This is a genomic window from Novosphingobium ginsenosidimutans (assembly GCF_007954425.1).
Taxonomy (GTDB): Bacteria; Pseudomonadota; Alphaproteobacteria; order Sphingomonadales; family Sphingomonadaceae; genus Novosphingobium; species Novosphingobium ginsenosidimutans.
In genome coordinates, this window is record NZ_CP042345.1 from 1305626 (window position 1) to 1326912 (window position 21287).

Genomic DNA, 21287 nt, shown 5'->3' on the forward strand with positions numbered 1-21287 from the left:
AGGCCCTTCCAATTCGGCGCGGGTCAGACGGTGATTTCCTGCAGCGGACCCAGTGGATTTCCGTCGTAGGGAAAATCGATTAGCAATGCTGAGAGCGGGGGCAAAGCCCGGTCTTTGTCAGAAAGCACAGGATCTGAAACAATCTCGGGCCAGCCAATTCCAATCGTCGGATCGTCCCAGGCAATCCCGCCATCGCATTCGGCTGAATAATAGGCATCGACCTTGTAAGCGATCTCGCAGTTCGTCTCGAGTGTAACGAAACCGTGGGCATAGCCTGGCGGGATCAGCAACTGCTTTCCGTTCTCCGCCGACAGTTCGAGTCCGGCCCACTTGCCGAAGGTAGGCGAGCCGCGCCTAATGTCGACCGCAACGTCAAAAATGCGGCCGCGGAGGCAGCGGACCAGTTTTGCCTGCGCATAGGGGGGGCCTGGAAGTGTAGGCCGCGCAGCGTGCCCATCGGTCGCGACAGCGAGTGGTTGTCCTGGCAGAAATCGATCGCGATACCTGCGGCCTCAAGCTTGGCTCGGTTCCAGGTCTCGCTGAACCAGCCGCGGGAATCCCCGAAGCGGCGAGGGCAAAGGACTCTGAGTGTCATCAAACGATTCTCGATCTGGAAGGCGCGCGCGTTGCGCGCCGTGCGGCCTTATGCATACGAGGACGGCCGTCAACACCAAGTCGTTCAACTGAGACCGAAAATTCACTCAACTCAACGCAATATCCGGCGCGTCTTCCTGTTTCATGCCGACCACATGATAGCCGGCATCGACATGGTGCGTTTCGCCCGTGACGCCGCTTGAGAGATTAGAGAGCAAGTATAGCCCAGCCCCGCCGACATCCTCGATCGTCACATTGCGGCGCAGCGGCGAGTTCAGCTCGTTCCACTTGAGGATGTAGCGGAAATCACCGATGCCGCTGGCGGCCAGGGTCTTGATCGGGCCGGCCGAGATCGCGTTGACGCGGATGCCGACCGGGCCGAGGTCGTTGGCAAGGTACTTCACACTGGTTTCCAGCGCGGCCTTAGCCACCCCCATCACGTTGTAGTGCGGCACGACCTTTTCCGCGCCGTAGTAGCTCAGCGTCAGGACCGACCCGCCCTCGGGCATCATTGCTGCCGCGCGCCTGGTCACTGCGACCAGGCTGTAGGCAGAGATGTTCATGGTCATCAGGAAATTGTCGAGGCTGGTGTCGACATACTTCCCGCGCAGTTCGTTCTTGTCTGAAAAGCCAATCGCGTGGACCACAAAATCGATCGTCGGCCAGCGCGATGCAAGCTTCTCAAAAGCCGCATCGAGGGCAGCCATGCTGGATACGTCGCAATCGATCAGGAAGTCGCTGCCAAGTGATGCGGCCAGCGGGCGGACCCGCTTTTCCAGCGCCTCACCCTGGTACGAGAATGCCAGTTCGGCCCCCGCTTCATGCAGCTTTTGCGCGATCCCCCAGGCCAGCGACTTATCGTTTGCGAGCCCCATGATCAGCCCGCGCTTGCCCTGCATCAATCCCGTCATGCGTTACGATCCACCGTCCTTATGCCGTTCGCTTTCCGCTACGGCCTTGCCGATCATTTCGCCTTCTTCGGGCGTGACGGCAAGGGCGGCGTTCAGCTCGGCTCCCACCACCATCCCTAGGCCAACCAGCCAGAAAAAGAAAAGCGCGATCATCACTCCGGCCAGGCTGCCGTACGTGAGATCGTATGTGAAGAACCGTGCCAGGACCCAGGGCAGGGCGATCGTTACCGCCGCCCACCACAGGGTTACCAGCAGCGCGCCAGGCCACTTGGGATAGCGGCGCGAGCGGTAGGCGGTGGGAGTGAGCGTAAAGAACAGCGCGTGGAGTGAGAGGAACAGGATCACTGCGGGAATGAGGCGCGAGGTCGCGAGCGTGGCGGTCCAGTCGGCCAGGCGCGGGAACCAGGCGTCGATTATCTGCTCGGCCGTACCAATCGCGACCTGCGCAAAGAGCGAGAGCAATAACCCGACCACGGCAGCAAAGATCACCCCGGTGGAGATTAGCCGATGGCGCCAGAAGGCCGCCGTCGGTCCGGTGCCATAGGCGCGGCGCAGGATATCGCGGATCGTCTCGATCAGGCTGCCGACCGTCCAAAGGCCAACGATCCCCCCGGCCCAGAGCAGCCAGCCGGAGCGCGCCTGAACCACATCCTGCGCGACCGGTTCGAGTACCTGCCGGACCATCGGCGGCACCGCCAGCAAGAAGGCGCTGACCGAGGCGGCGCGCTGCGAGGTCTCGCCGACCAGGGCGAAGACCGCCGCAACCGTTACAAAGAACGGGAAAATCGCCAGGATCGCCATGTAGGCCAGGTTGCCTGCATGAATGAAGCCATCGTTCCACGCGCCTAGCCAGACCCGCTGGATCACGCGCTTGAACCGCGCGATCCGCAGCAGCGTCTCTTCGCCAACTTGCTCTTCCAATCCGGCGCGCCAGCGCAGCGCCTGCCGACGACGGCCTTCGGGGGTCAGGTCGGGAGCGAGGTGCGCCTCGGCGCGAGCCTGTTCAAGAGGGACTTCTTCCACAGTGCGCTTAAACGCCGAAGCGGGCGCGCAGGTTGCGCTGGTCGGTCCAGCCCTCAAGCCGCTTGGCCAGATCGGCATCGCCTTCAGGCAACTGGATCTCCAAAGTTACCAGTTGATCGCCGCGGCTGCCGTCTTTGCGGCTGAACCCCTTGCCAGGAATGCGCAGCGTCTTGCCCGAGCTGGAGCCCGGCGCGACGGTCAGCATAACCGCCCCCTCGGCGGTTGGCACCTTGATCTTGGCGCCATTCAGCGCCTCGTCGAGGGTAATCGGCAAGTCCAGCCGCAGGTTGTCACCATCGCGGCGGAAGAAAGCGTGCGGCTGAATGCGGATCGTGACGATCGCATCGCCTGCGCCGCCGGGGCCGGCCTCCCCTTTGCCGGCAAGGCGCATCTGGGTGCCGTCCTCAACCCCGGCGGGAAGCTTCAGGTCGATGGTCTTGCCGTCGGCCAGGGTGATCCGCTGCGTTGCCCGCGCCGCAGCGTCGGGCAGCGAGACACCCAGCTGGTAGGAAACGTTGGCGCCCTTGGGCGCGGGCCGCGCTCGGCCGCCGCCGGCCCCGCCGAAGCCGCCGCGCCCGCCGAACAGGCCTTCGAAGATGTCGCCCAGGTCGATCCCGGCATCGCCGCCACCGAACCCCTCAAACCCGTCGGCGCGAAAGCCGCGCTGCCCGCCGGCCCCGCCGAAACCGCCGCCGCCCGGGCCGCCAAAGCCGAACCCCGTGGGGTTGCCGTCAATGTCGATCTCGCCCCGGTCGAACCGGGCGCGCTTGTCCTTGTCAGACAACAGGTCATAGGCGCGGGTCACTTCGGAAAAGCGCTCCGCTGCCTTGGGGTTATCCTTGTTGCGGTCGGGGTGCAGTTCCTTCGCCAGCTTGCGATAGGCGGACTTGATATCTTTCTCGTCCGCGCCGCGCGCTACCCCCAGGATCGAATACGGATCGGCCATTTGCCCTAGCTAGGAGCGGCGGGGCCATACGGCAAGCCGTTCCCGTGCCAGCGCCTTTCGCTTGTCCCCGCTTGGCGCTATGCCGCGCGCATGGACGAACAGCAATCCGCCGACGCAATCCCCGTCGCCTCGCCGCTCCAGCTTTTTGCCGAGTGGTTCGCCTTGGCGAAGGAGCGCGAGCCAAATGATCCCGATGCGGTTGCCCTGGCAACGGCCACACCGGATGCTGCGCCGTCAGTGCGGATGGTGCTGATGAAGGATTACGGCCCGGAAGGCTTCGTCTTCTATACCAACGCGCAAAGCCGCAAGGGCGAAGAATTGCTGGCTAATCCGCAGGCAGCCATGCTGTTCCACTGGAAGAGCCTGCGCCGCCAGATCCGCATCGAAGGCCGGATCAAGGAAGTCGATCCCGCCACGGCTGATGCCTATTTCGCCAGCCGCAGCCGGGATTCGCAGCTTGGTGCCCTCGCCTCAGACCAGTCGCGGCCACTTTCCTCGCGCGCCGAGTTCCTGGGCCGGATCGCCAAGGTTACCGCCCAGCACCTGGTTGGCCGGGTCCCGCGCCCGCCGCACTGGACCGGCTTCCGGCTTGTACCACATGCCTTTGAATTCTGGATGGACCGCCCCTTCCGCCTGCACGAACGCCGCCGATTTGAGCTGGACGGTACCGGAAACTGGACTTCGGGCCTGCTTTATCCCTGAAGCCCCCGGCCTTCGCCGGCGAGGAATGCGGCATAGGCTTTGGCGATCCCACTGCGCAGGTCGGTCCTGGGCTGCCAGCCCAGCGCCGTGAGGCGAGAATTGTCCATCAATTTGCGCGGGGTGCCATCAGGCCTGCTGGGATCGGTGACGATCTCACCGTCATATCCGATCACGTCCATGACCAAGCGGGCTAGGTCGCGGATCGAGATTTCGCTCCCCGCGCCGATATTGACATGCTCGGGCTCGGAATAGGTCTTCATCAGGAACACGCAGGCATCGGCGCAATCGTCGACATGCATGAATTCGCGAAGCGGGCTGCCGGTCCCCCACAAAGTCACCGGAGTGCCGCTGGCCTTGGCCTCATGCACCTTGCGGATCAGTGCAGGGAGGACATGGCTGCCGTCAGGATCGAAGTTGTCGCCCTGACCATAGAGGTTGGTCGGCATGGCGCTGATGAAATCGCAGCCGTATTGTTGCCGATAGGCTTGGGCCAACCTGATCCCGGCGATCTTGGCGATGGCATACCATTGGTTGGTCGGCTCAAGCAGGCCGGTCAGCAGCGCTTCCTCCCGGATCGGCTGGTCAGCATGTTTTGGATAGATACAGGACGAGCCAAGGAACAGCAGCTTGCCAACGCCAGCCGCCTGCGCCCCGGCCATGATAGCTGTTTCGATCAGCAGGTTGTCGCGCAGAAAGTCGACCGGATAGGTCGTATTGGCGAGGATCCCGCCGACCCGTGCGGCGGCCAGGAACACGGCATCGGGCCGTTCGCGCTGCATCCAGTCATGCACTGCGCGCTGATCAGTGAGATTGAGCGTCGCCCGATCCACTGTGAGCACTGCGCAGGCTTCGCTGGCCAACCTGCGGACAATGGCACTGCCGACCATACCCTTGTGGCCTGCCACCCAGACCCGCTTGCCAATAAGGTCGTAGGCCATTGCTGCGTCAGCTCCGCCCGATCCGCGCGAGCTTCATCGTTTCAAGATCGGCCGTGACCATCTCGCGCACCAGTTCACGCACTGACGTCTCGTGCTTCCAGCCTAGCTTCTGGTGCGCCTTGCCGGGATCGCCGATCAGCAGGTCAACCTCGGTCGGCCGAAAATAGCGCGGATCCACCGCAACGCGTAACGCGCCGGTTTTGGCGCAGAAGCCCTGCTCCTCCACACCTGTACCGCGCCATTCGAGGATGATCCCGGCATCGGCAAAAGCCCATTCGGCAAGCTGGCGGACGCTGGTGGTCTCACCGGTTGCCAGCACATAGTCGTCGGGTTCATCCTGCTGGACCATCATCCACATACCGCGGACATATTCGGCGGCGTGGCCCCAGTCGCGCCGGGCATCGAGATTGCCGAGGTAAAGCACGTCCTGCCGCCCCAGCGCGATCGCTGCGGCACCGCGGGTGATCTTGCGGGTGACGAACGTTTCGCCGCGCAGCGGGCTTTCGTGGTTGAATAGGATGCCGTTCGAGGCGTGGATGCCATAGGCCTCGCGGTAATTGACCGTGATCCAATAGGCATAGAGCTTGGCGACCCCATAAGGGCTACGCGGATAGAACGGCGTGGTTTCGCGCTGCGGCACTTCCCGGGCCAGCCCATAGAGCTCGCTGGTCGATGCCTGGTAGAACCGGGTCTTCTGCTCCAGCTTCAGAATACGGATCGCTTCAAGCAGGCGCAGCGTGCCGAGGGCATCGGCATTGGCAGTGTATTCCGGCGTTTCGAAGCTGACCTGGACGTGGCTTTGCGCGGCCAGGTTGTAGATCTCGTCCGGCTTGGTTTCCTGGACGATGCGGATCAAGTTGGTCGCGTCGGTCAGGTCGCCATAATGCAGCGTCAGGTGCGGATCGGGGACATGCGGGTCCTCATAAATGTCGTCGATCCGGTCGGTATTGAACGATGACGAGCGCCGCTTGATCCCGTGGACACGGTAACCCTTGGACAGCAGCAGCCGTGCCAGATAGGCTCCGTCCTGCCCGGTTACGCCGGTGATCAATGCTGTCTTGCCGGTCACGTTGCGGCCTTTCGCGGAAAGAGCGCCGCGATCTTGCCGATTGCCTGGCGAACCGGCTCGTGTTCTCCGTCCAGTGTCTTGCCCAGCCGGACGACGGTGAGTCCCTGGTCCGGCGAGACCAGGACGAACTGGCCCAGGTGGCCATTCATCGAGAAGGCCGAGCGCGGCGCGCCGGGAAAGGGCGGTTCCTTATCACCGGGTTGCGGCCGGTTGAGCCAGGTCTGGGCACCATAGCCCGGATTGCGCGGATTGGCTGTGGTCATGAACTCGATCCAGCCGGCCGGGACCAGTTGCGCGCCATTGACGCTGCCCTGATTGCGCAGGAACTCGCCGAACTTGGCCCAGTCGCGGGCCGTCGCATGCATCAGGCTGCCGCCGATCAAGGTTCCGGCCGCATCATATTCCGGAACGATCGACTTCATGCCAAGCGGGTCGAACAGGCGGCTGCGCAGGTAGTCGTTCAATACTCGCCGACGCTCGGCCGGATTGGTGCTGGAGGTCAGCGCGCGCGCGGCAATGTCGGCCAAGATCACGGTCGTGTTGCTGGAATACTCCCATTGGCGGCCCGGCTCAGCCTCCAGCGGTTGAGCCTCAGCATGGGCGGCCATCGCATCGCGCCCGTCGAGGAACAGCATCCGCACCTCATCGGATTCATAGACCGGGTCCCCGGCTTCGGTATGACGGAGGCCTGAGCGCATTTGCAGCAACTGCCGCAGCGTGATCTCGCCGCGCGGGTCGCCGGGGCGCTGCCAGGCGGGCACTGGCACGCTTTCGTCCAGCCGCAGGCGACCGTCGGCCACGAGCAGGCCGATCAGCACGCCGGTCACGGTCTTGGCCATTGACCAGCTCACGAAGCGGGTGTTCTCGTGATAGCCGGGCCCATAGCGCTCGGCGACAATCCGCCCGTCGTGCACCACCACCACTGCCCGGGTTTCGGCCGTCTCGGGCGCGCTGAACAACAGATCGACCGCCCGGGCCAGCGCCTCGCGGCGCACACCGGGGTTTTGGACAACGGCGTTCACCGCGGCTTCGGCGAGGGGCGGGGGCGGTTCGGGCGCAGACTGCTGCTGCCCGCATGCGATCAGGCTTGGCAGGGCCAGCAAGGGCAGGATAAAGGGTGGGCGACGCGTCGGCATGGCGCGCATCCCTCGCGCAAAGGCTCGCCGATGGCAACTGCAATCCCTGCTCCGTCAATGCCTTCGCCGCGCCGTCGCTGGCCGTGGGTACTGTTGGTGGCGCTGGCGGGGCTGCTTGCCTGGTTCTGGGCTCCGCTCAATGGCTTCGCCATCACCGGCGCATCCTATGGGGCGCGGCTGGCCTGCTCGTGCCACTATCTGGGGGGGCGCAGCCTTCAGGATTGCCGCAAGGACTTTGAACCCGGCATGGAGCTTGTCCTGCTCAGCGCCGATGAAGAAGCAAAAAGCGTTACGGCCCGCTTCCCGCTGCTCGCCAGCCAGACTGCAACTTTCTATGAAGGGCAGGGTTGTCGTCTTGAGCCTTGGAGCGAATAGTCGAAGGCGAATTGACTTGCCCGGAACTTCAGGGGCCATTTCCCCGATCAGCCAGTAGATTACGCCAATGACCCTGACTATTATTCCCGTTATTCTGTGCGGTGGCGGCGGCACCCGGCTCTGGCCTCGTAGTCGCGCGGATAAGCCCAAGCCGTTCCTGCCACTGGTCGGCAATTCCACGCTGTTTGAAGCGGCCATCGAGCGTGCCTCAACTCAATACGGGTTTGCGCCGCCGCTAGTGGTGACTGGCGCACGGCATGTTGAGCATGTGGAGGCGCAGCTGGGCGGGATTGATGCGACGATCGTGGTTGAGCCCGCGGCGCGCAATACGGCGGCTGCCATTGCCCTTGCCGCACTGCGGCTGGACCCTGATGCCATCATGCTGGTCTGCCCGAGCGACCATCACATCGCTGATGGCGGGGCATTTCGCGCAGCTGCCCGCAATGCCGCAGCCCTCGCTGCCGAAGGCTATCTGGTTTCCTTCGGCATCGAGGCCAAGACGCCGGAAACCGGCTTTGGTTATCTTGAGAAAGGCGAGGCGCTGGCGCATGGCGGCTCCCGCGTAGTCCGGTTCATCGAGAAGCCTGACCGCGCCAAGGCAGAAGCCCTGGTCGCAGCTGCAACCTTTGCCTGGAATGGCGGGATTTTCGCCTTCCATGTGGGGACTTTCCTTCACGAATTGGCAGCGCACCGACCGGCTATTCTTGCAGCGGCCCGCGCTGCGGATGCTGCCGGACAGCAGCAGGGTCGCCAGTTTCATCCGGGGGCGGCAGAATTTGACGGTTTCACCCCCGAATCGGTCGACTATGCGGTGATGGAGAATACAGCGCGCGCGGCGATGGTCCCGGTCGACATGGGCTGGTCCGATATCGGCAGTTGGGACGCGCTGCACCTGGCGCTGGAGCGCGATGCCGATGGCAACAGCGTACAGGGGCGGGCGGAACTGGTTGACTGCCGCAATGTCATGGTGACCAGCGACGGCCCGCGCGTATCGGTAATTGGGCTTGAAGATGTCGTTATCGTGGTTGATGGCAACGAGATCCTGGTGACCAGCCACGCCGGCACCCAGCGCGTCGGCAAGCTGGATGGGGCGGTCAACCAGTGACCCTCCTCCTGACCCGGACCGTCGCCAAGCCCTGGGGGCGGACCGACCTGCCTGCGGCGTTCGGCGGCCCGGCAGCCGAGCCGATCGGCGAGGTCTGGTTCGAACCCCCGGCCGCGCTTAATAGCCTGCTGATCAAGTACATCTTCACCAGCGAAAAGCTTTCGGTCCAGTGCCATCCCTCTGACGCGCAGACCCAGGCCCAGGGTCTGGGGCGCCAGGGCAAGGAAGAGTGCTGGCTGGTGTTGAATGCCGAACCCGGCGCAAAGCTGGCCATCGGGTTCAACCAAGAGATTGATCTCGCATCGATGCGGGCGGCCATGCAGGACGGTTCGATCGAGCAGTTGCTGACCTGGCACCCGGTCAGCGCGGGCGATTTCTTTTATATCCCGGCGAACACGGTCCACGCCATTGGCGCGGGGATCACGCTGGTCGAAGTCCAGCAGAATTCCGAGATCACCTATCGCCTCTATGACTATGGCCGCCCTCGCGAGCTGCATGTGGAAGAGGGCGCTGCCGTAGCCCTCCGCCAGCCCTATCCCCGCCAAAACCATCAGCATCTGCCGGCAAAGGGCGCCGCCCGCCTGGTGGATGGCCCCTATTTCCGTTTGGACCGTATCGACGGGGTGCCTGATGCTGCAACCGCTCAGCGTTTTACCGGAGCGTTGCTGGTGGTCCCGCTTGATTGCACCGTCGTGGTCGATGGCAAGTCCGTGGCCCCAGGCCAATGTGCGCTGGCCGATAGCCTCGCGGTCATCACCTTTCCGGGAGAGGGCCTCAGCCTGCTCGCTCAGCCGGTCTAGCCACGCTCAAGATTCCGTCGCGGCAATCCAGCCACCGCCGACCACCCGGTCCCCGGCATAGAGCACTGCAGCCTGGCCTGGCGCCACCCCGTATTCGGGCGCTGCGAAGCGGATTGTGGTGCTGGCACCGTCACCCAGCGGGCCTTCCAGCGTCACCGGGACCGGCTTGGCCAGCGAGCGGACCTTCGCCAGCAGCGGCGCATCAGGCAGCGGGCCGATGCGGTTGGTTTCGATCACCTGTGCAGCGCTTACCGCGAGGAGCCGGCGCGGGCCGACCCTGACTTCGGCAGCGACGGCATCGATGCCCACGACGTATAGCGGTTCGGGTTGGCCACCAATCTCCAGCCCGCGGCGCTGGCCGACGGTAAAGTGGATGACGCCGTCGTGCCGGCCCAGCACGGCACCCGTCTCGACATGAACGATCGCACCGGGGCGCACGCCTTCGGGGCGGACCGCCTCCACGATCCGGGCATAGTCTCCGTCGGGCACGAAGCAGATGTCCTGGCTGTCGGGCTTGGCTGCCGTCCGCAGTCCGGCCGATTCGGCGAGGGCGCGGACCTGCGGCTTGGGCAGGCCGCCCAGCGGGAAGCGCAGGTAGGCAAGCTGGGCTTCGGTCGTCGCGTAAAGGAAGTAGGACTGGTCGCGCGCCGGATCGCGCGCACGATGCAGCTCCGGCCCGGCCGGTCCGATCACGCGGCGGACATAGTGCCCGGTCGCGAGGCAATCGGCACCGAACTCGCGCGCCATGCGGAACAGGTCGGTGAACTTGGGCCCCATGTTGCAGCGAATGCAGGGGATCGGCGTCCGCCCCGCGAGGTACTCGTCCGCGAACTGCTCGACCACTTCCTCGCGAAAGGCAGACTCGTGATCAATCACATAGTGCTGGATGCCAAGCCGGTCGGCCACCGCGCGGGCATCGCGAATGTCGTCACCGGCGCAGCAAGCGCCCTTGCGCGCGGCAACCCCGCCCGTATCGTAAAGCTGCAACGTCACGCCGATCACCTCGGCCCCGCTCTGTGCGGCGAGGGCGGCGACCACCGAGCTATCGACTCCGCCCGACATGGCGACCACGATGCGCTTGCCGCTCGCCGGTCCATCAAGCTGGAACAGCGCGGCGGGATCAAGAGTGGGAAGGGCGGCCAGGTCCATGGCGGCGCGCCTTACACGCATCGCGCCCGCCTGGCAAAAAGCCGCAGGAGCGGCAGCGCATTTCGGTAAGGTGAGTGACCAGACAGTAAACTGGGCCTTTACGGGCTGTTGACCTTATTCGGCTAGAACGGCCGTCATGGAATTCGGCAAGGACCTCATATCAAGCCTGCGCGACCGGGTGCTCCCCGGCAGCGAAGGGGCCAGTGCGGGCCGCTGCGACTGGGCAGCGATCAGCGCGCGGCTGCAGGCTGCCCATGCTGCCCGAGTTGAACTGATTCGCGCCGAGATTCAAAATCTTCGGCTGCTGGGAGGGTCGTTTGGTTCCCAGTCGGGCCTGACCCTGGTGGGGGGCAATCATGCCTCACACGAAATTAACCCAAGTGATTTAGCAGATGGCAAAGCCCCTGTGGGCAATGCTGTCTCCGCCGGAACCAACAGGCTGGGCGACGGCTGAGGATGAATATGATCGAGAACCAGAAAATCCGACCCGCAATGGTGATTGGCCCGCTCGGCGAGCCGCTGACCATCGATTCGCTGCCGCCGCCGACCACCACCCGGTGGGTCGTGCGCCGCAAAGCTGAAGTCGTGGCGGCGGTTAATGGCGGCTTGCTGACCATCGACGAGGTTTGCGAGCGCTACAACCTGACGCTTGAGGAGTTCGCCTCGTGGCAGCGCGCGGTTGACCGGTCGGGCATGCAGGGCCTGCGCGTGACGCGCATTCAGCACTACCGCGATCTTTACGAGCGGCAGCTCAAGTACTGACGGTACAACAATTTATGCGCGACAGCCCTCTGCCGCCGCGCTAGACTTGCCGCCCCGGACCAGCCAGACTGGTTCCGGGGCGGCTGCTTTGCGGGGCCGATACTTGGCTCACGCGCTTCGGCAGCCTGGCAAAGGAGCTGGGTATGGGCTGGATTGTTGCTTTGATCGTTGGCGGCTTGGCGGGGTGGCTCGCCAGCAAACTGATGAATCGCGATGCCTCGATGGGCGTGCTCGCCAATATCCTTGTGGGCTGCGTCGGCTCGGTGGTCGGCAATCTGGTGATCGGCCCGCTGGTCGGGATCCGCGGCTCGGTGCGGGAGTTTTCCTTGCCGGGGCTGGCGATCGCGATTCTGGGTGCGGTGATTCTGCTCGGCGCGCTCAATCTGATCCAGCGCGGCAAGGTGCGTTAACCGCCAAGCCCAGCGCATTTCGCCGAACGGGGTTGACCGTTTGCCGACCATTACGTTGCGCCGCAGCAAGCCAAGGCCTATGGCCCGACCCTTGAGTTAGGACGCTTCGTCAGGCCTGCCGCGCTGCGGACTTGCCCGAAGTGATTTAGCAGAGTAATACAGCGCAGCCTGGCCAGTGCAGTCACTCTGACTGCGGCGGACCGGCAGTGATGCAAGATGGGGCGAGTCGGCCATGAACTATGACACGCGGATTGCAGCAGAGGACCTGGCGGTGACCGATTCCGCTGCGGTGCTGATGGGCGATGCCGAGGAAGAGCGGCAATCGCGGCGCAAGCTGTGGATCATCGGGCTGGCCGTATTGGCTGGCCTGATCGGCATCTGGTTTCTGACCCACAGCGGCGATGACGCTGCCAGCGGTGACAAGAAGTCGCAGGCTGCGGTGGTCTCGGTCGTGGCGCCCGGACGCGGCACAATCGAAGGCGCGATCAATGTGACCGGAACTCTGGCGGCTCGCCGGGAACTGCCGGTTGGCGTGCCGGGTGAAGGCGGCCAGGTCGTTTCCGTGCTGGTCGAGCCCGGTCAGTGGGTTGGCGCGGGACAGGTGCTGGCAGTGATTGACCGCTCGGTTCAGGTCCAGCAGCGTGCCAGCCAGGCGGCGCAGATCGATGTCGCCCGCGCCAATGCGCAGCTGGCCCAGGCCAATCTCGACCGCGCGCTGAAGCTGGTGGAACGCGGCTTCGTTTCGACCGCCGATATCGACCGACTGACTGCCCAGCGCGATGCGGCAGTGGCGCAGGTTCGTGTCGCCGGGGCCCAGCTCGGCGTGCTCAATGCCCAGCTCAATCGCCTCAACGTCGTCGCTCCGGCGGCCGGACTGGTGCTTGAGCGCCGGGTCGAGCCAGGCCAGGTTGTGAGCGCCGGTTCCGGCATACTCTTCCGCCTTGCCAAGGGCGGCGAGATGGAACTGCGCGCGCTGCTCGGTGAAACCGAGTTGGCCCAGGTTTCGAACGGCGTCCGCGCTGAAGTCACCCCGGTTGGCGGGGCCAAGACCTTCACGGGTGAAGTCTGGCAGACGGCTCCGGTGATCGATCCGCAGAGCCGACAGGGCATCGCCCGGGTTGCGCTGCCCTATGCGCCCGAACTGCGCCCCGGCGGCTTTGCCACGGCAGTGATCAAGGCCGGGACCGTGGTGGCGCCGATGCTGCCCGAGTCCGCCATTCTCTCGGATAACGAAGGCAGCTACGTCTACATTGTCGGCAAGGACAACAAGGCTGAGCGGCGCAATGTGAAGACCGGTCTGGTTACGGCCAATGGTATTGCCGTGGTCGAAGGGCTGAGCGGCACCGAAAAGGTCGTGCTGCGGGCGGGCGGCTTCCTCTCGCCGGGCGAGACGATCAATCCCAAGGTAGTGACGAAGTAACGCAGCCGCTGGCTGAAGACAGGATCTGGCGATGAATTTCCGTAACATCTCGGCCTGGTCGATCCGCAACCCGGTGGTGCCGATCGTGCTCTTCATCGGCCTGATGCTGGCCGGGATCATGAGCTTCGCTCAAATGGAGGTCCAGAACGACCCCGACGTCGAGTTCCCGATGGTGATCGTCTCGATCGCCCAGCCGGGCGCGGCGCCGACGGAAATCGAGACCCAGATCACGCAGCGGGTTGAATCCGCCGTACGAACCATTTCCGGGGTTCAGTCGATCAGCTCGACCGCCTCGGAAGGTCGCAGCCAGACGATGATCGAATTCAAGATCGGCGAAGACGTCAACGAGGCGGTCAACGAGGTCAAGAACGCGGTTGACCAGGCGCGCGGCGAACTGCCCGACGGGATTCTCGAACCGCAGGTGGTCAAGGCCCAGACTTCGTCCGATCCCTTCGCCTATTTCGCGGTCCAGGCCGACGACATGACGATTGAGCAGCTGTCTTGGTTCATCGACGATACGGTGACCAAGCGTCTGCTGAACATCCCGGGCATGGCCACGGTCAACCGGGGCGGCGGCGTCAACCGGGAAATCCTGGTGACGCTTGATCCGGCGCGGATGCAGTCGCTCGGGATTACCGCCAGCCAGGTCAACGCCCAGCTGCGCCAGCTCAATATCAACGCTGCCGGCGGCCGCGCCGAAATTGCCGGATCGCGCCAGTCGGTCCGTGTGTTGGGTAATGCCGATACCGCTTATGAGCTGTCGCAGACCGACATTCCGCTGGGCAATGGCCGCACTGTCAAGCTGAGCGATTTTGCCCGCGTCCAGGACAGCTATGGCGAGATCACCAGCATGGGCAAGGCCGATGGCAAGCCTGTGGTCACCTTCGGCATCGCCCGCGCCCGCGGCGCTTCGGACGTTTCGGTCTATGATGCGGCCGTGGCCGAGATCAAGAAGATCGAAAAGGAGAACCCGGGGGTCAAGTTCATCCGTCAGTTCACCACGGTCGACTATACCAAGGCGCAGTACGAGAGCTCGATCTCGGCCATGGTCGAAGGGGCGATTCTGGCGGTTATTGTCGTGTTCTTCTTCCTGCGGGACTGGCGCGCCACAGTGATTTCTGCGCTGGCCATCCCGCTTTCGGCGATCCCGACCTTCTGGTTCATGGACCTGATGGGTTTCACCCTTAACACGCTCTCGCTCCTGGCGCTGGGCCTGGTCGCAGGGGTGCTAGTCGATGACGCGATCGTTGAGATCGAGAACATCGTGCGCCACATGCGCATGGGCAAAAGTGCCTACCAGGCCTCGATCGATGCGGCTGACGAGATCGGCCTGGCCGTGGTCGCTACCACCTTTTCGATCGTCGCGGTGTTCCTACCGGTTGGCCTGATGCCGGGGGTTTCGGGCCAGTTCTTCAAGAATTTCGGCCTGACTGTGGTCGTCTCGGTGCTGATGTCGCTGGCGGTCGCGCGCATGATCACGCCGATGGTTGCGGCCTACTTCCTCAAGGCCCATGGCCAGGAGGAACACGGTGGCGGGCCGTGGATGGACAAGTACATCAACGTCCTGCGCTGGTCGATCGATCAGCGCGAGGCCAAGGCGCTGCGCGCTGCCCTGCCCAAGGTGCCGTCGCGCTGGTGGTACTACCTGGTCTGGATCATCGCGACGCTGGTGGTCTTTGCTGCCTTTGGCGGCGGCGCAATGATCCCTTCGCAGGTATTCGGCAAGATTGAAGCACTGCGCGACGTGGTGCCCGGCTGGATTTCCGCCTTCCTTGGCGTTGGCGTGGGGATTGCGGCTGCCTGGGCGGTCTATCGTGGCCTGCTGTTCCTCGCCGGTCTCGCCCCGCGCGGCTTTGCCGACTGGTACCGCTTCATGCACCTGCGCTGGGCCGCCCGCCGACGCGACCACCGCGTGTGGATGCTCGGCATCGGCCTCGGTGCCCTGGGTCTGACCGGGATTCTCTTCACCAACATCCCGACCCAGTTCTTCCCCACCTCGGATGGCGATTTCATTCAGGTCCGTGTCGAAATGGTGCCCGGCACCACGCTCAAGCAGACCGAGGCGGTGATCGATCAGGTCGTCAAGATCGCCCGCGACCGGCCGGAAACCAACACCGTGCTGGCCCGCTTTGGCGAAGGCAACGGCCGCGTCTTCATCACGCTCAAGGAAGATCGTGAAAAGAAGAGCATGGCGATCGAGCGCGAACTGACGCCCGTCCTGCAACAGATTGCCGATGCGCGGGTCACGATCCAGAGCTTTGGTGGTCCTGGCGGCGGTACCGGCCGGCCGATCTCGGTCATGCTGTCAGGCTCGGATTCCAAGCTGCTTGACGATACCGCAGCCAAGCTGGTTGAAGAAATGAAGGGCGTCAAAGAACTGGTCGCCCCGCGCATCGCCGCCGACATGCGCCGGCCAGAAGTGGTGATCAAGCCGCGGCTTGATCTTGCCGCCAGCATGGGTGTCACCACCTCGGCGCTCAGCCAGACGATCCGCATCGCCACAATCGGCGATATCGATCAGAACGCGGCCAAGTTCTCGCTGACCGACCGTCAGGTGCCAATCCGCGTGCGGTTGCCGGTCGAGGCGCGCCAGGACCTGTCGACGATCCAGAACCTGCCAGTGCCGACCACCACGGGCGGCTCGGTCCCGCTGTCGCGGGTGGCCGAGATCGGCTTCGGCTCGGGTCCGGTTTCGATCCAGCGCTACAACCAGAACCGCCGCGTCTTTGTCGGAGCCGACCTTGCCCCCGGCGTGGTCAAGGGCACGGCGATGGAAAAGGTCAACAACCTGCCGGTGATGAAGAACCTGCCGCTCGGCGTTTCCAACGCGCCGTTTGGCGAGGATGAATGGCAGGCGGAAATGACCCGCAACTTCGGTATTGCGCTGGTCTCGGGGATCCTGCTGGTCTTCGCGGTGCTGGTGCTCTTGTACCACCGGTTCGTTTCGCCACTGGTCAACATGAGCTCGCTGTTCTTGGCGCCGCTGGGCGGGCTGCTAGCGCTGCTGCTGGTCGGCCAGCCGATGTCGATGCCGGTGTTCATCGGGATCCTGATGCTGTTCGGCATCGTCGCCAAGAACTCGATCCTGCTGGTCGATTTCGCGATCGAGGAAATGCAGCGCGGGGTCGACAAGGCGACCGCGATCATCGAAGCCGGGCACAAGCGCGCCCAGCCGATCATCATGACCACCGTGGCCATGACCGCGGGCATGGTGCCGACTGCGATCTCGGGCATGATCGGTTCGGGCGACGGGGCCTGGCGTGCACCGATGGGCACGGTGGTGATCGGCGGCCTGATCCTCTCAACCCTGCTGACCCTCGTTATCGTCCCTGCTGGTTTCAGCCTGGCCGACGGGTTTGAAAAACGCGCCGGTCCGTGGCTGCGCAAGCGGCTGCTCAGTTACGAGCCAGGTGACGAGCATGGCACCAGGGACGGTCTCCATGGCGGGGCCCTACCCGCCGAGTGAGTGGTCTGCCCTCTCCCCTGACATCTGCGCGCGGCGGCCCCCTGGTCGACCGCGCGCAGCGCATGCGGCGCACGGCCACCGGGCTGCTGGTCGTCATGGCCGGGCTCTATCTCGTGGCGCGGCACTACCAGGGGCTGCACCCGGCGATGGGCTATCTGCTGGCCTTCGCCGAAGCGGCCATGGTGGGCGGACTGGCCGACTGGTTCGCGGTGACCGCGCTGTTCCGCCGCCCGCTTGGTCTGCCGATCCCGCACACGGCGATCGTGCCTGAAAACAAGGATCGCATCGCCGATACGATGGCGGCCTTCCTGCGCACCAATTTCCTTACCCCACAGGTGGTGGCGCGGCGGATGCGGAGCATGAACCTGGCGGCAGCGGTCGGCAACTGGCTGGCCGATCCGCAGACCGGCGGCTCCAGCCGATTGCGCGCTGGGGCGGCGGAAATGCTCGCCCACGTGCTCGAATCGCTCGATCCGGACCGGCTCGGCAACCAGGTTCGGGGCGGTCTTTTCAAGCAGATCGACAAGCTCGAGGTTTCGCCGCTGCTGGGTCAGATGCTTGGCACCGCGATTGTCGACAAGCGCCACATGCCGGTGATCGAGTCGCTGGTCCGCTGGGCCGGCTTGACGCTGGAAGACAACGAGCCGCTGGTGCGCGAGCTGATCCACACCCGCGCCAATGCGATCCTGCGCTGGACCGGCCTCGACGAACGCCTCGCCAATTCGGTGCTCGACGGGCTCTACAAGCTGCTTGCCGAAGTGATCGTCGATCCTGACCACCCGCTGCGCGGCAAGATCGAGGAAGGCCTCGCCAAGCTCGCTGATGACCTGCAGCGCGATCCGGAACTGCGCACCAAGATCGAGCGGATGAAGGGCGATCTGATCGCCAATCCAGCCGTCTCGACCTGGTGGCAGGGTGTGTGGGAACGCCTGCGCCTCAAGCTGCTCGATCGCCTGCGCCAGCCCGAAGGCCAGATTGGCAGCCAGGCCGCCGAGGCGCTCGCCGAACTCGGCCGCCACTTGCGTGATGATCCCGCGCTCCAGGCCCAGATCAACCGCTTCGCCCGCCGCACCCTAGTCGGCGCATCGGTCCGCTATGGCGATCAGATCGTCCGGCTGGTCTCGGAAACCGTCAAGCGCTGGGATGCGCAGACCGTGACCGATCGGATCGAAGGTGCTGTCGGCCGCGACCTCCAATTCATCCGCATCAACGGCACGATGGTCGGCGGGCTGGTCGGCGTGATCATTCACGCGGTCGATCAGCTGCTGTGAGCGCCCCGGTCCTCACCACTGACCGCTACGAGCTGTGGCAGCCGCAGGTTGGTGACCTGGCCGACCTGTTCGAACTGACCCGCGATGAGGAGACCCGGCGTTTCCTGGGCAGCTTTACCCCGACTGAGATGGACAGCTTCGCCCGCCTGACCCGCAATGCCGGGTCCTGGGCGCTGTGGGGCTATGGCACCTTCATGGTCCGGCGGAAGGGGGAGGGGCGCATCATTGCCAACTGCGGCGTCTTCCGCAGCCACCGCGGGTTTGGCACAGGCCAAGGCCTCGACAACGTCCCCGAAGCCGGCTGGATCGTCCATCGCGACGCCTGGGGTCAGGGCCTGGCCAGCGAGGTCATGACCGCAGCAATTGACTGGTTCGACGCCATCCACGGCCGCCAGCGCGTTGCCTGCATGATCGAGGAAGGCCACGTGGTCAGCGAGGCGATCGCGCTGAAGCTGGGCTTCACGCGCTATGGCCAGCAGGTGCCCGATGATGGTGCGCCGCTGGGACTGTGGGAGCGGCTCTAGCCGCCCATCCGCCAGAACACCCGGTTGATATAGAAGTCGGGAACAGGCTTGCCGTCCTTGTCCCGTGAAGGAGTGAACCGGGCGCGCTTCTTGATCAGACCGCAAGTGTGCGGGCCGATTGTCGGTGGATTGGTGGCTTCCAGCACGGTGCAGTCCGAAACTGCCCCTGCCGCATCGACCTGCGCGCGAAAAGTCACAAAGGCAGACGAACCTTCGGAAATCATCGAACTGGGGTAGTCCGAAGAGCGCGCCCAATAGGCCGGGTTTCCGATCGGCGCGGCGCGGCTTTGCCGGTATGCCAGTTCGGATGGTTCGAACCCCCAATGGCGTACCAGGTTGTCGATACATTTCCGCATCGCCGCCATCGGCGGACCCATCGTCTCCAGTGCAAGCGTGAATGAACCGCCGCCGCGCCGCACATGCAGTGCGCTTACGCTCTTTTCGATTTCCGGCGCTATGGCCGGCAAGGGCGGATCATCCGGGCCAGTGTAGCGCAGATTGTCGAACCGCACGCTGCCGACGAACATGGCCGGCAGTTTCCCGTCCGCCCGATTGACGGAACCATTGGTCACCTCCTGCCATTCGCTGCGCGCGGAAGAGGGCAGGAATGTCAGTTGGGCCCGCGTGAACACGGAAGGATTGTCGAGCCGCTTGCCGAACAGGCTCAGTCGCAAGGACTGATCTGGCCCGACCTGCGTGAACCGGGCTATCACCTGATCCTTGCCGGTACCGAAGGCAGCTGAAAGGTGACAAGCCCCTTCGGCATATTCCATTGCCCATTTGCCTTCGCGCTTCAGGGGCGCTTCCGGCTCCTTGGCCAGGGCCAGCGTACCGGAACAGATCAAGGTAACCGGCAGGGCGACTTTGCAGAAGCTGTTCACGGCAATCCCCTTCTTTGGCCGTAAGGCTAAGTCGTTCGTGCGTAAAAGAAAAGGCCCCGCTTGCGCAGGGCCTTTCCGTATTCCGCGAGTGGTGCGGCTGATCAAAGCTTGCTGGTCAGTTCCGGCACGATTGTGAAGAGATCGCCGACCAGGCCGATGTCGGCGACCTGGAAGATCGGGGCGTCTTCGTCCTTGTTGATGGCGATGATGGTCTTGGAATCCTTCATGCCAGCCAGGTGCTGGATCGCGCCCGAGATGCCGACTGCGATGTAGACTTCCGGAGCGACGATCTTGCCGGTCTGGCCAACCTGGTAGTCGTTGGGGACATAGCCCGCATCGACTGCCGCGCGGCTGGCGCCGACGCCGGCGTTCAGCTTGTCGGCCAGCGGGAAGATGGTCGCCTTGAAGGTGTCCGCATCCTTGAGCGCGCGGCCGCCCGAGACGATTATCTTGGCGCTGGTCAGTTCCGGACGCTCGCTCTTGGCGACTTCCGCGCCGACGAAGCTGCTGGTGCCAGCAGCGGCAGTCGCCGAAATAGCTTCGACCGGGGCAGAACCACCGGTAGCGGCAGCCTTGGCAAAGGCGGTGCCGCGCACGGTGATCACCAGCTTGGCATCGCTCGATTCAACCGTGGCGATGGCGTTGCCGGCGTAGATCGGCCGGGTGAAGGTCTTGGGGCCTTCGACCGAGAGGATGTCCGAAATCTGCATCACATCGAGCAGCGCGGCGACGCGCGGCGCGATGTTCTTGCCGGTGGTGGTGGCCGGCGCCAGGAAGGCGTCGTGGTGCCCCATCAGGTCCGCGATCAGCGGCGCGACGTTCTCGGCCAATGCGTTGGCATAGGCGGCATCATCGGCCACGTGGACCTTGGCCACGCCGGCGATCTGCGCGGCGGCGGCACCGGCAGCGGCGCAATTGTGACCGGCGACCAGCAGGTGGACTTCACCCAGCTGCGCGGCGGCGGTGACGACGGCCAAGGTAGCATCCTTGACCGCAGTGTTGTCGTGTTCGACCCAAACGAGCGTCTTGGCCATCAGGCGACTCCCATTTCCTTGAGCTTGGCGACGAGGGCGTCCACGTCTGCCACCTTGATGCCGGCGCTGCGCACCGGCGGTTCGCTGACCTTGAGGGTCTTGAGGCGCGGCGCGATGTCTACGCCGTAGTCGGCCGGTGCCTTGGTGGCGAGCGGCTTCGACTTGGCCTTCATGATGTTCGGCAGCGAGGCATAGCGCGGCTCGTTGAGGCGCAGGTCGGTGGTGACCACGGCCGGCAGGGCCAGCTTCACCGTTTCCAGACCGCCGTCGATCTCGCGCTTCACGACGACCGAATCGCCTTCCACGGTGACTTCGTTGGCGAAGGTCCCCTGCGGGCGGCCCATCAGCGCCGCGACCATCTGGCCGACCTGGTTCGAATCGTCGTCGATCGCCTGCTTGCCGGTGATGATCAGGCCAGGCTGCTCTTCCTCGGCCACGCCCTTGATGATCTTGGCAACCGCGAGTGGTTCCACCTCGACCCCGTCATCGACCTGGACCAGCACCGCCCGGTCCGCACCCATCGCCAGCGCGGTGCGCAGCGTTTCCTGGGCCTTGGCTGGACCGACCGACACCGCCACAATCTCGGTCACCACGCCCTTTTCCTTCAGGCGAATGGCTTCCTCAACCGCGATCTCGTCGAACGGGTTCATGCTCATCTTCACATTGGCGAGATCAACACCGCTGCCGTCGGATTTTACCCGCGGCTTCACGTTGTAGTCGATCACGCGCTTCACGCAGACCAGGGCCTTCATCGGTTCAAGCCTTTCGCTT

At 64.4% G+C, this 21287-nt stretch carries 21 protein-coding genes and 1 pseudogene; 11 read left to right on the forward strand and 11 right to left on the reverse strand.

The features are described 5' to 3' along the window. Positions 1 to 23: 23 nt before the first annotated feature. The 4 genes and pseudogenes from rfbC to FRF71_RS06585 all read right to left on the reverse strand — a co-directional run bounded on the left by rfbC (position 24) and on the right by FRF71_RS06585 (position 3474). A pseudogene (rfbC, locus tag FRF71_RS15765) lies at positions 24 to 595 on the reverse strand (dTDP-4-dehydrorhamnose 3,5-epimerase). Between the two features lie 106 nt (positions 596 to 701). Further along, complete coding sequence (gene fabI / locus FRF71_RS06575; protein ID WP_147089815.1) at positions 702 to 1505, reverse strand: enoyl-ACP reductase FabI; 804 nt, start codon at positions 1503 to 1505, stop codon at positions 702 to 704. A gap of 3 nt (positions 1506 to 1508) precedes the next feature. Continuing rightward, positions 1509 to 2528, reverse strand: coding sequence for a YihY/virulence factor BrkB family protein (locus tag FRF71_RS06580; protein ID WP_238339480.1), 1020 nt, complete (start codon positions 2526 to 2528; stop codon positions 1509 to 1511). A 7-nt stretch (positions 2529 to 2535) separates the two neighbouring features. Beyond that, complete coding sequence (locus FRF71_RS06585) at positions 2536 to 3474, reverse strand: DnaJ C-terminal domain-containing protein (RefSeq protein WP_147089818.1); 939 nt, start codon at positions 3472 to 3474, stop codon at positions 2536 to 2538. Between the two features lie 90 nt (positions 3475 to 3564). Between FRF71_RS06585 and pdxH the strand changes: the two genes are divergently transcribed. Then, positions 3565 to 4176 (forward strand): pyridoxamine 5'-phosphate oxidase, encoded by a 612-nt coding sequence (pdxH, locus tag FRF71_RS06590; RefSeq protein WP_147089820.1) that lies wholly within the window; start codon positions 3565 to 3567, stop codon positions 4174 to 4176. Here the strand turns inward: pdxH and FRF71_RS06595 are convergent. The 3 genes from FRF71_RS06595 to FRF71_RS06605 are packed head-to-tail and all read right to left on the reverse strand — an operon-like array spanning position 4167 to position 7319. Further along, positions 4167 to 5114, reverse strand: a complete 948-nt coding sequence (locus tag FRF71_RS06595; protein ID WP_147089822.1) for a GDP-L-fucose synthase family protein — start codon at positions 5112 to 5114, stop codon at positions 4167 to 4169. The genes pdxH and FRF71_RS06595 overlap by 10 nt on opposite strands. A 7-nt stretch (positions 5115 to 5121) precedes the next feature. Next, entirely contained in the window at positions 5122 to 6183 is a 1062-nt protein-coding gene (gene gmd, locus FRF71_RS06600) for a GDP-mannose 4,6-dehydratase (protein ID WP_147089824.1), read from the reverse strand. Beyond that, positions 6180 to 7319, reverse strand: coding sequence for a serine hydrolase domain-containing protein (locus FRF71_RS06605; RefSeq protein ID WP_192900040.1), 1140 nt, complete (start codon positions 7317 to 7319; stop codon positions 6180 to 6182). Before FRF71_RS06605 ends, gmd begins: the two co-directional genes overlap by 4 nt. A gap of 57 nt (positions 7320 to 7376) precedes the next feature. Between FRF71_RS06605 and FRF71_RS06610 the strand changes: the two genes are divergently transcribed. The 3 genes from FRF71_RS06610 to FRF71_RS06620 all read left to right on the forward strand — a co-directional run bounded on the left by FRF71_RS06610 (position 7377) and on the right by FRF71_RS06620 (position 9599). Beyond that, positions 7377 to 7694: a hypothetical protein gene (locus FRF71_RS06610; protein WP_147089828.1), complete on the forward strand. Its 318-nt coding sequence runs from the start codon at positions 7377 to 7379 to the stop codon at positions 7692 to 7694. Between the two features lie 67 nt (positions 7695 to 7761). Next, on the forward strand, positions 7762 to 8799 hold the full coding sequence (locus FRF71_RS06615) for a mannose-1-phosphate guanylyltransferase (RefSeq protein WP_147089829.1): 1038 nt from the start codon (positions 7762 to 7764) through the stop codon (positions 8797 to 8799). Next, a complete protein-coding gene (locus tag FRF71_RS06620) occupies positions 8796 to 9599 on the forward strand; it encodes a class I mannose-6-phosphate isomerase (RefSeq protein ID WP_147089831.1) in 804 nt (267 codons plus the stop codon). The genes FRF71_RS06615 and FRF71_RS06620 overlap by 4 nt, the downstream gene beginning before the upstream one ends. Positions 9600 to 9605: 6 nt before the next feature. On the opposite strand, the gene mnmA is transcribed toward FRF71_RS06620, so the two are convergent. Next, positions 9606 to 10748, reverse strand: coding sequence for a tRNA 2-thiouridine(34) synthase MnmA (mnmA, locus tag FRF71_RS06625; RefSeq protein ID WP_147089833.1), 1143 nt, complete (start codon positions 10746 to 10748; stop codon positions 9606 to 9608). Between the two features lie 136 nt (positions 10749 to 10884). Between mnmA and FRF71_RS06630 the strand changes: the two genes are divergently transcribed. The 7 genes from FRF71_RS06630 (at position 10885) to FRF71_RS06660 (ending at position 18601) form a co-directional block, all read left to right on the forward strand. Next, entirely contained in the window at positions 10885 to 11202 is a 318-nt protein-coding gene (locus FRF71_RS06630; protein ID WP_147089835.1) for a hypothetical protein, read from the forward strand. Positions 11203 to 11210: 8 nt separating this feature from the next. Next, a complete protein-coding gene (sciP, locus tag FRF71_RS06635) occupies positions 11211 to 11510 on the forward strand; it encodes a CtrA inhibitor SciP (protein ID WP_147089836.1) in 300 nt (99 codons plus the stop codon). A gap of 143 nt (positions 11511 to 11653) precedes the next feature. Further along, on the forward strand, positions 11654 to 11920 hold the full coding sequence (locus tag FRF71_RS06640) for a GlsB/YeaQ/YmgE family stress response membrane protein (protein ID WP_147089837.1): 267 nt from the start codon (positions 11654 to 11656) through the stop codon (positions 11918 to 11920). A gap of 232 nt (positions 11921 to 12152) precedes the next feature. Beyond that, positions 12153 to 13340 carry an efflux RND transporter periplasmic adaptor subunit gene (locus tag FRF71_RS06645; RefSeq protein WP_147089839.1) on the forward strand — a complete coding sequence of 396 codons (1188 nt, stop codon included), beginning with the start codon at positions 12153 to 12155 and terminating at the stop codon, positions 13338 to 13340. Positions 13341 to 13371: 31 nt separating this feature from the next. After that, entirely contained in the window at positions 13372 to 16806 is a 3435-nt protein-coding gene (locus FRF71_RS06650; protein WP_147089841.1) for an efflux RND transporter permease subunit, read from the forward strand. A gap of 62 nt (positions 16807 to 16868) precedes the next feature. After that, positions 16869 to 18077 (forward strand): DUF445 domain-containing protein, encoded by a 1209-nt coding sequence (locus FRF71_RS06655; RefSeq protein WP_147089842.1) that lies wholly within the window; start codon positions 16869 to 16871, stop codon positions 18075 to 18077. Then, a complete protein-coding gene (locus FRF71_RS06660) occupies positions 18074 to 18601 on the forward strand; it encodes a GNAT family N-acetyltransferase (protein ID WP_147089843.1) in 528 nt (175 codons plus the stop codon). The genes FRF71_RS06655 and FRF71_RS06660 overlap by 4 nt, the downstream gene beginning before the upstream one ends. On the opposite strand, the gene FRF71_RS06665 is transcribed toward FRF71_RS06660, so the two are convergent. The 3 genes from FRF71_RS06665 to FRF71_RS06675 all read right to left on the reverse strand — a co-directional run bounded on the left by FRF71_RS06665 (position 18598) and on the right by FRF71_RS06675 (position 21268). Next, positions 18598 to 19482 (reverse strand): energy transducer TonB, encoded by an 885-nt coding sequence (locus FRF71_RS06665; RefSeq protein WP_147089845.1) that lies wholly within the window; start codon positions 19480 to 19482, stop codon positions 18598 to 18600. The two genes, FRF71_RS06660 and FRF71_RS06665, sit on opposite strands and share 4 nt — an antisense overlap. Positions 19483 to 19583: 101 nt before the next feature. Further along, positions 19584 to 20516, reverse strand: coding sequence for an electron transfer flavoprotein subunit alpha/FixB family protein (locus FRF71_RS06670; RefSeq protein WP_147089847.1), 933 nt, complete (start codon positions 20514 to 20516; stop codon positions 19584 to 19586). Then, complete coding sequence (locus FRF71_RS06675; protein ID WP_147089849.1) at positions 20516 to 21268, reverse strand: electron transfer flavoprotein subunit beta/FixA family protein; 753 nt, start codon at positions 21266 to 21268, stop codon at positions 20516 to 20518. Before FRF71_RS06675 ends, FRF71_RS06670 begins: the two co-directional genes overlap by 1 nt. Positions 21269 to 21287: the final 19 nt, after the last annotated feature.

Coding starts and splice junctions, on each gene's coding strand:
- FRF71_RS06650 (WP_147089841.1), top strand. CDS start 13,372: ATGAATTTCCGTAACATCTCGGCCTGGTCGATCCGCAACCCGGTGGTG.
- FRF71_RS06640 (WP_147089837.1), top strand. CDS start 11,654: ATGGGCTGGATTGTTGCTTTGATCGTTGGCGGCTTGGCGGGGTGGCTC.
- pdxH (WP_147089820.1), top strand. CDS start 3,565: ATGGACGAACAGCAATCCGCCGACGCAATCCCCGTCGCCTCGCCGCTC.
- FRF71_RS06645 (WP_147089839.1), top strand. CDS start 12,153: ATGAACTATGACACGCGGATTGCAGCAGAGGACCTGGCGGTGACCGAT.
- FRF71_RS06655 (WP_147089842.1), top strand. CDS start 16,869: ATGCGGCGCACGGCCACCGGGCTGCTGGTCGTCATGGCCGGGCTCTAT.
- FRF71_RS06670 (WP_147089847.1), bottom strand. CDS start 20,516: ATGGCCAAGACGCTCGTTTGGGTCGAACACGACAACACTGCGGTCAAG.
- FRF71_RS06630 (WP_147089835.1), top strand. CDS start 10,885: ATGGAATTCGGCAAGGACCTCATATCAAGCCTGCGCGACCGGGTGCTC.
- sciP (WP_147089836.1), top strand. CDS start 11,211: ATGATCGAGAACCAGAAAATCCGACCCGCAATGGTGATTGGCCCGCTC.
- FRF71_RS06615 (WP_147089829.1), top strand. CDS start 7,762: ATGACCCTGACTATTATTCCCGTTATTCTGTGCGGTGGCGGCGGCACC.
- fabI (WP_147089815.1), bottom strand. CDS start 1,505: ATGACGGGATTGATGCAGGGCAAGCGCGGGCTGATCATGGGGCTCGCA.
- FRF71_RS06605 (WP_192900040.1), bottom strand. CDS start 7,319: ATGCCGACGCGTCGCCCACCCTTTATCCTGCCCTTGCTGGCCCTGCCA.
- FRF71_RS06595 (WP_147089822.1), bottom strand. CDS start 5,114: ATGGCCTACGACCTTATTGGCAAGCGGGTCTGGGTGGCAGGCCACAAG.
- FRF71_RS06675 (WP_147089849.1), bottom strand. CDS start 21,268: ATGAAGGCCCTGGTCTGCGTGAAGCGCGTGATCGACTACAACGTGAAG.
- FRF71_RS06610 (WP_147089828.1), top strand. CDS start 7,377: ATGCCTTCGCCGCGCCGTCGCTGGCCGTGGGTACTGTTGGTGGCGCTG.
- FRF71_RS06585 (WP_147089818.1), bottom strand. CDS start 3,474: ATGGCCGATCCGTATTCGATCCTGGGGGTAGCGCGCGGCGCGGACGAG.
- mnmA (WP_147089833.1), bottom strand. CDS start 10,748: ATGGACCTGGCCGCCCTTCCCACTCTTGATCCCGCCGCGCTGTTCCAG.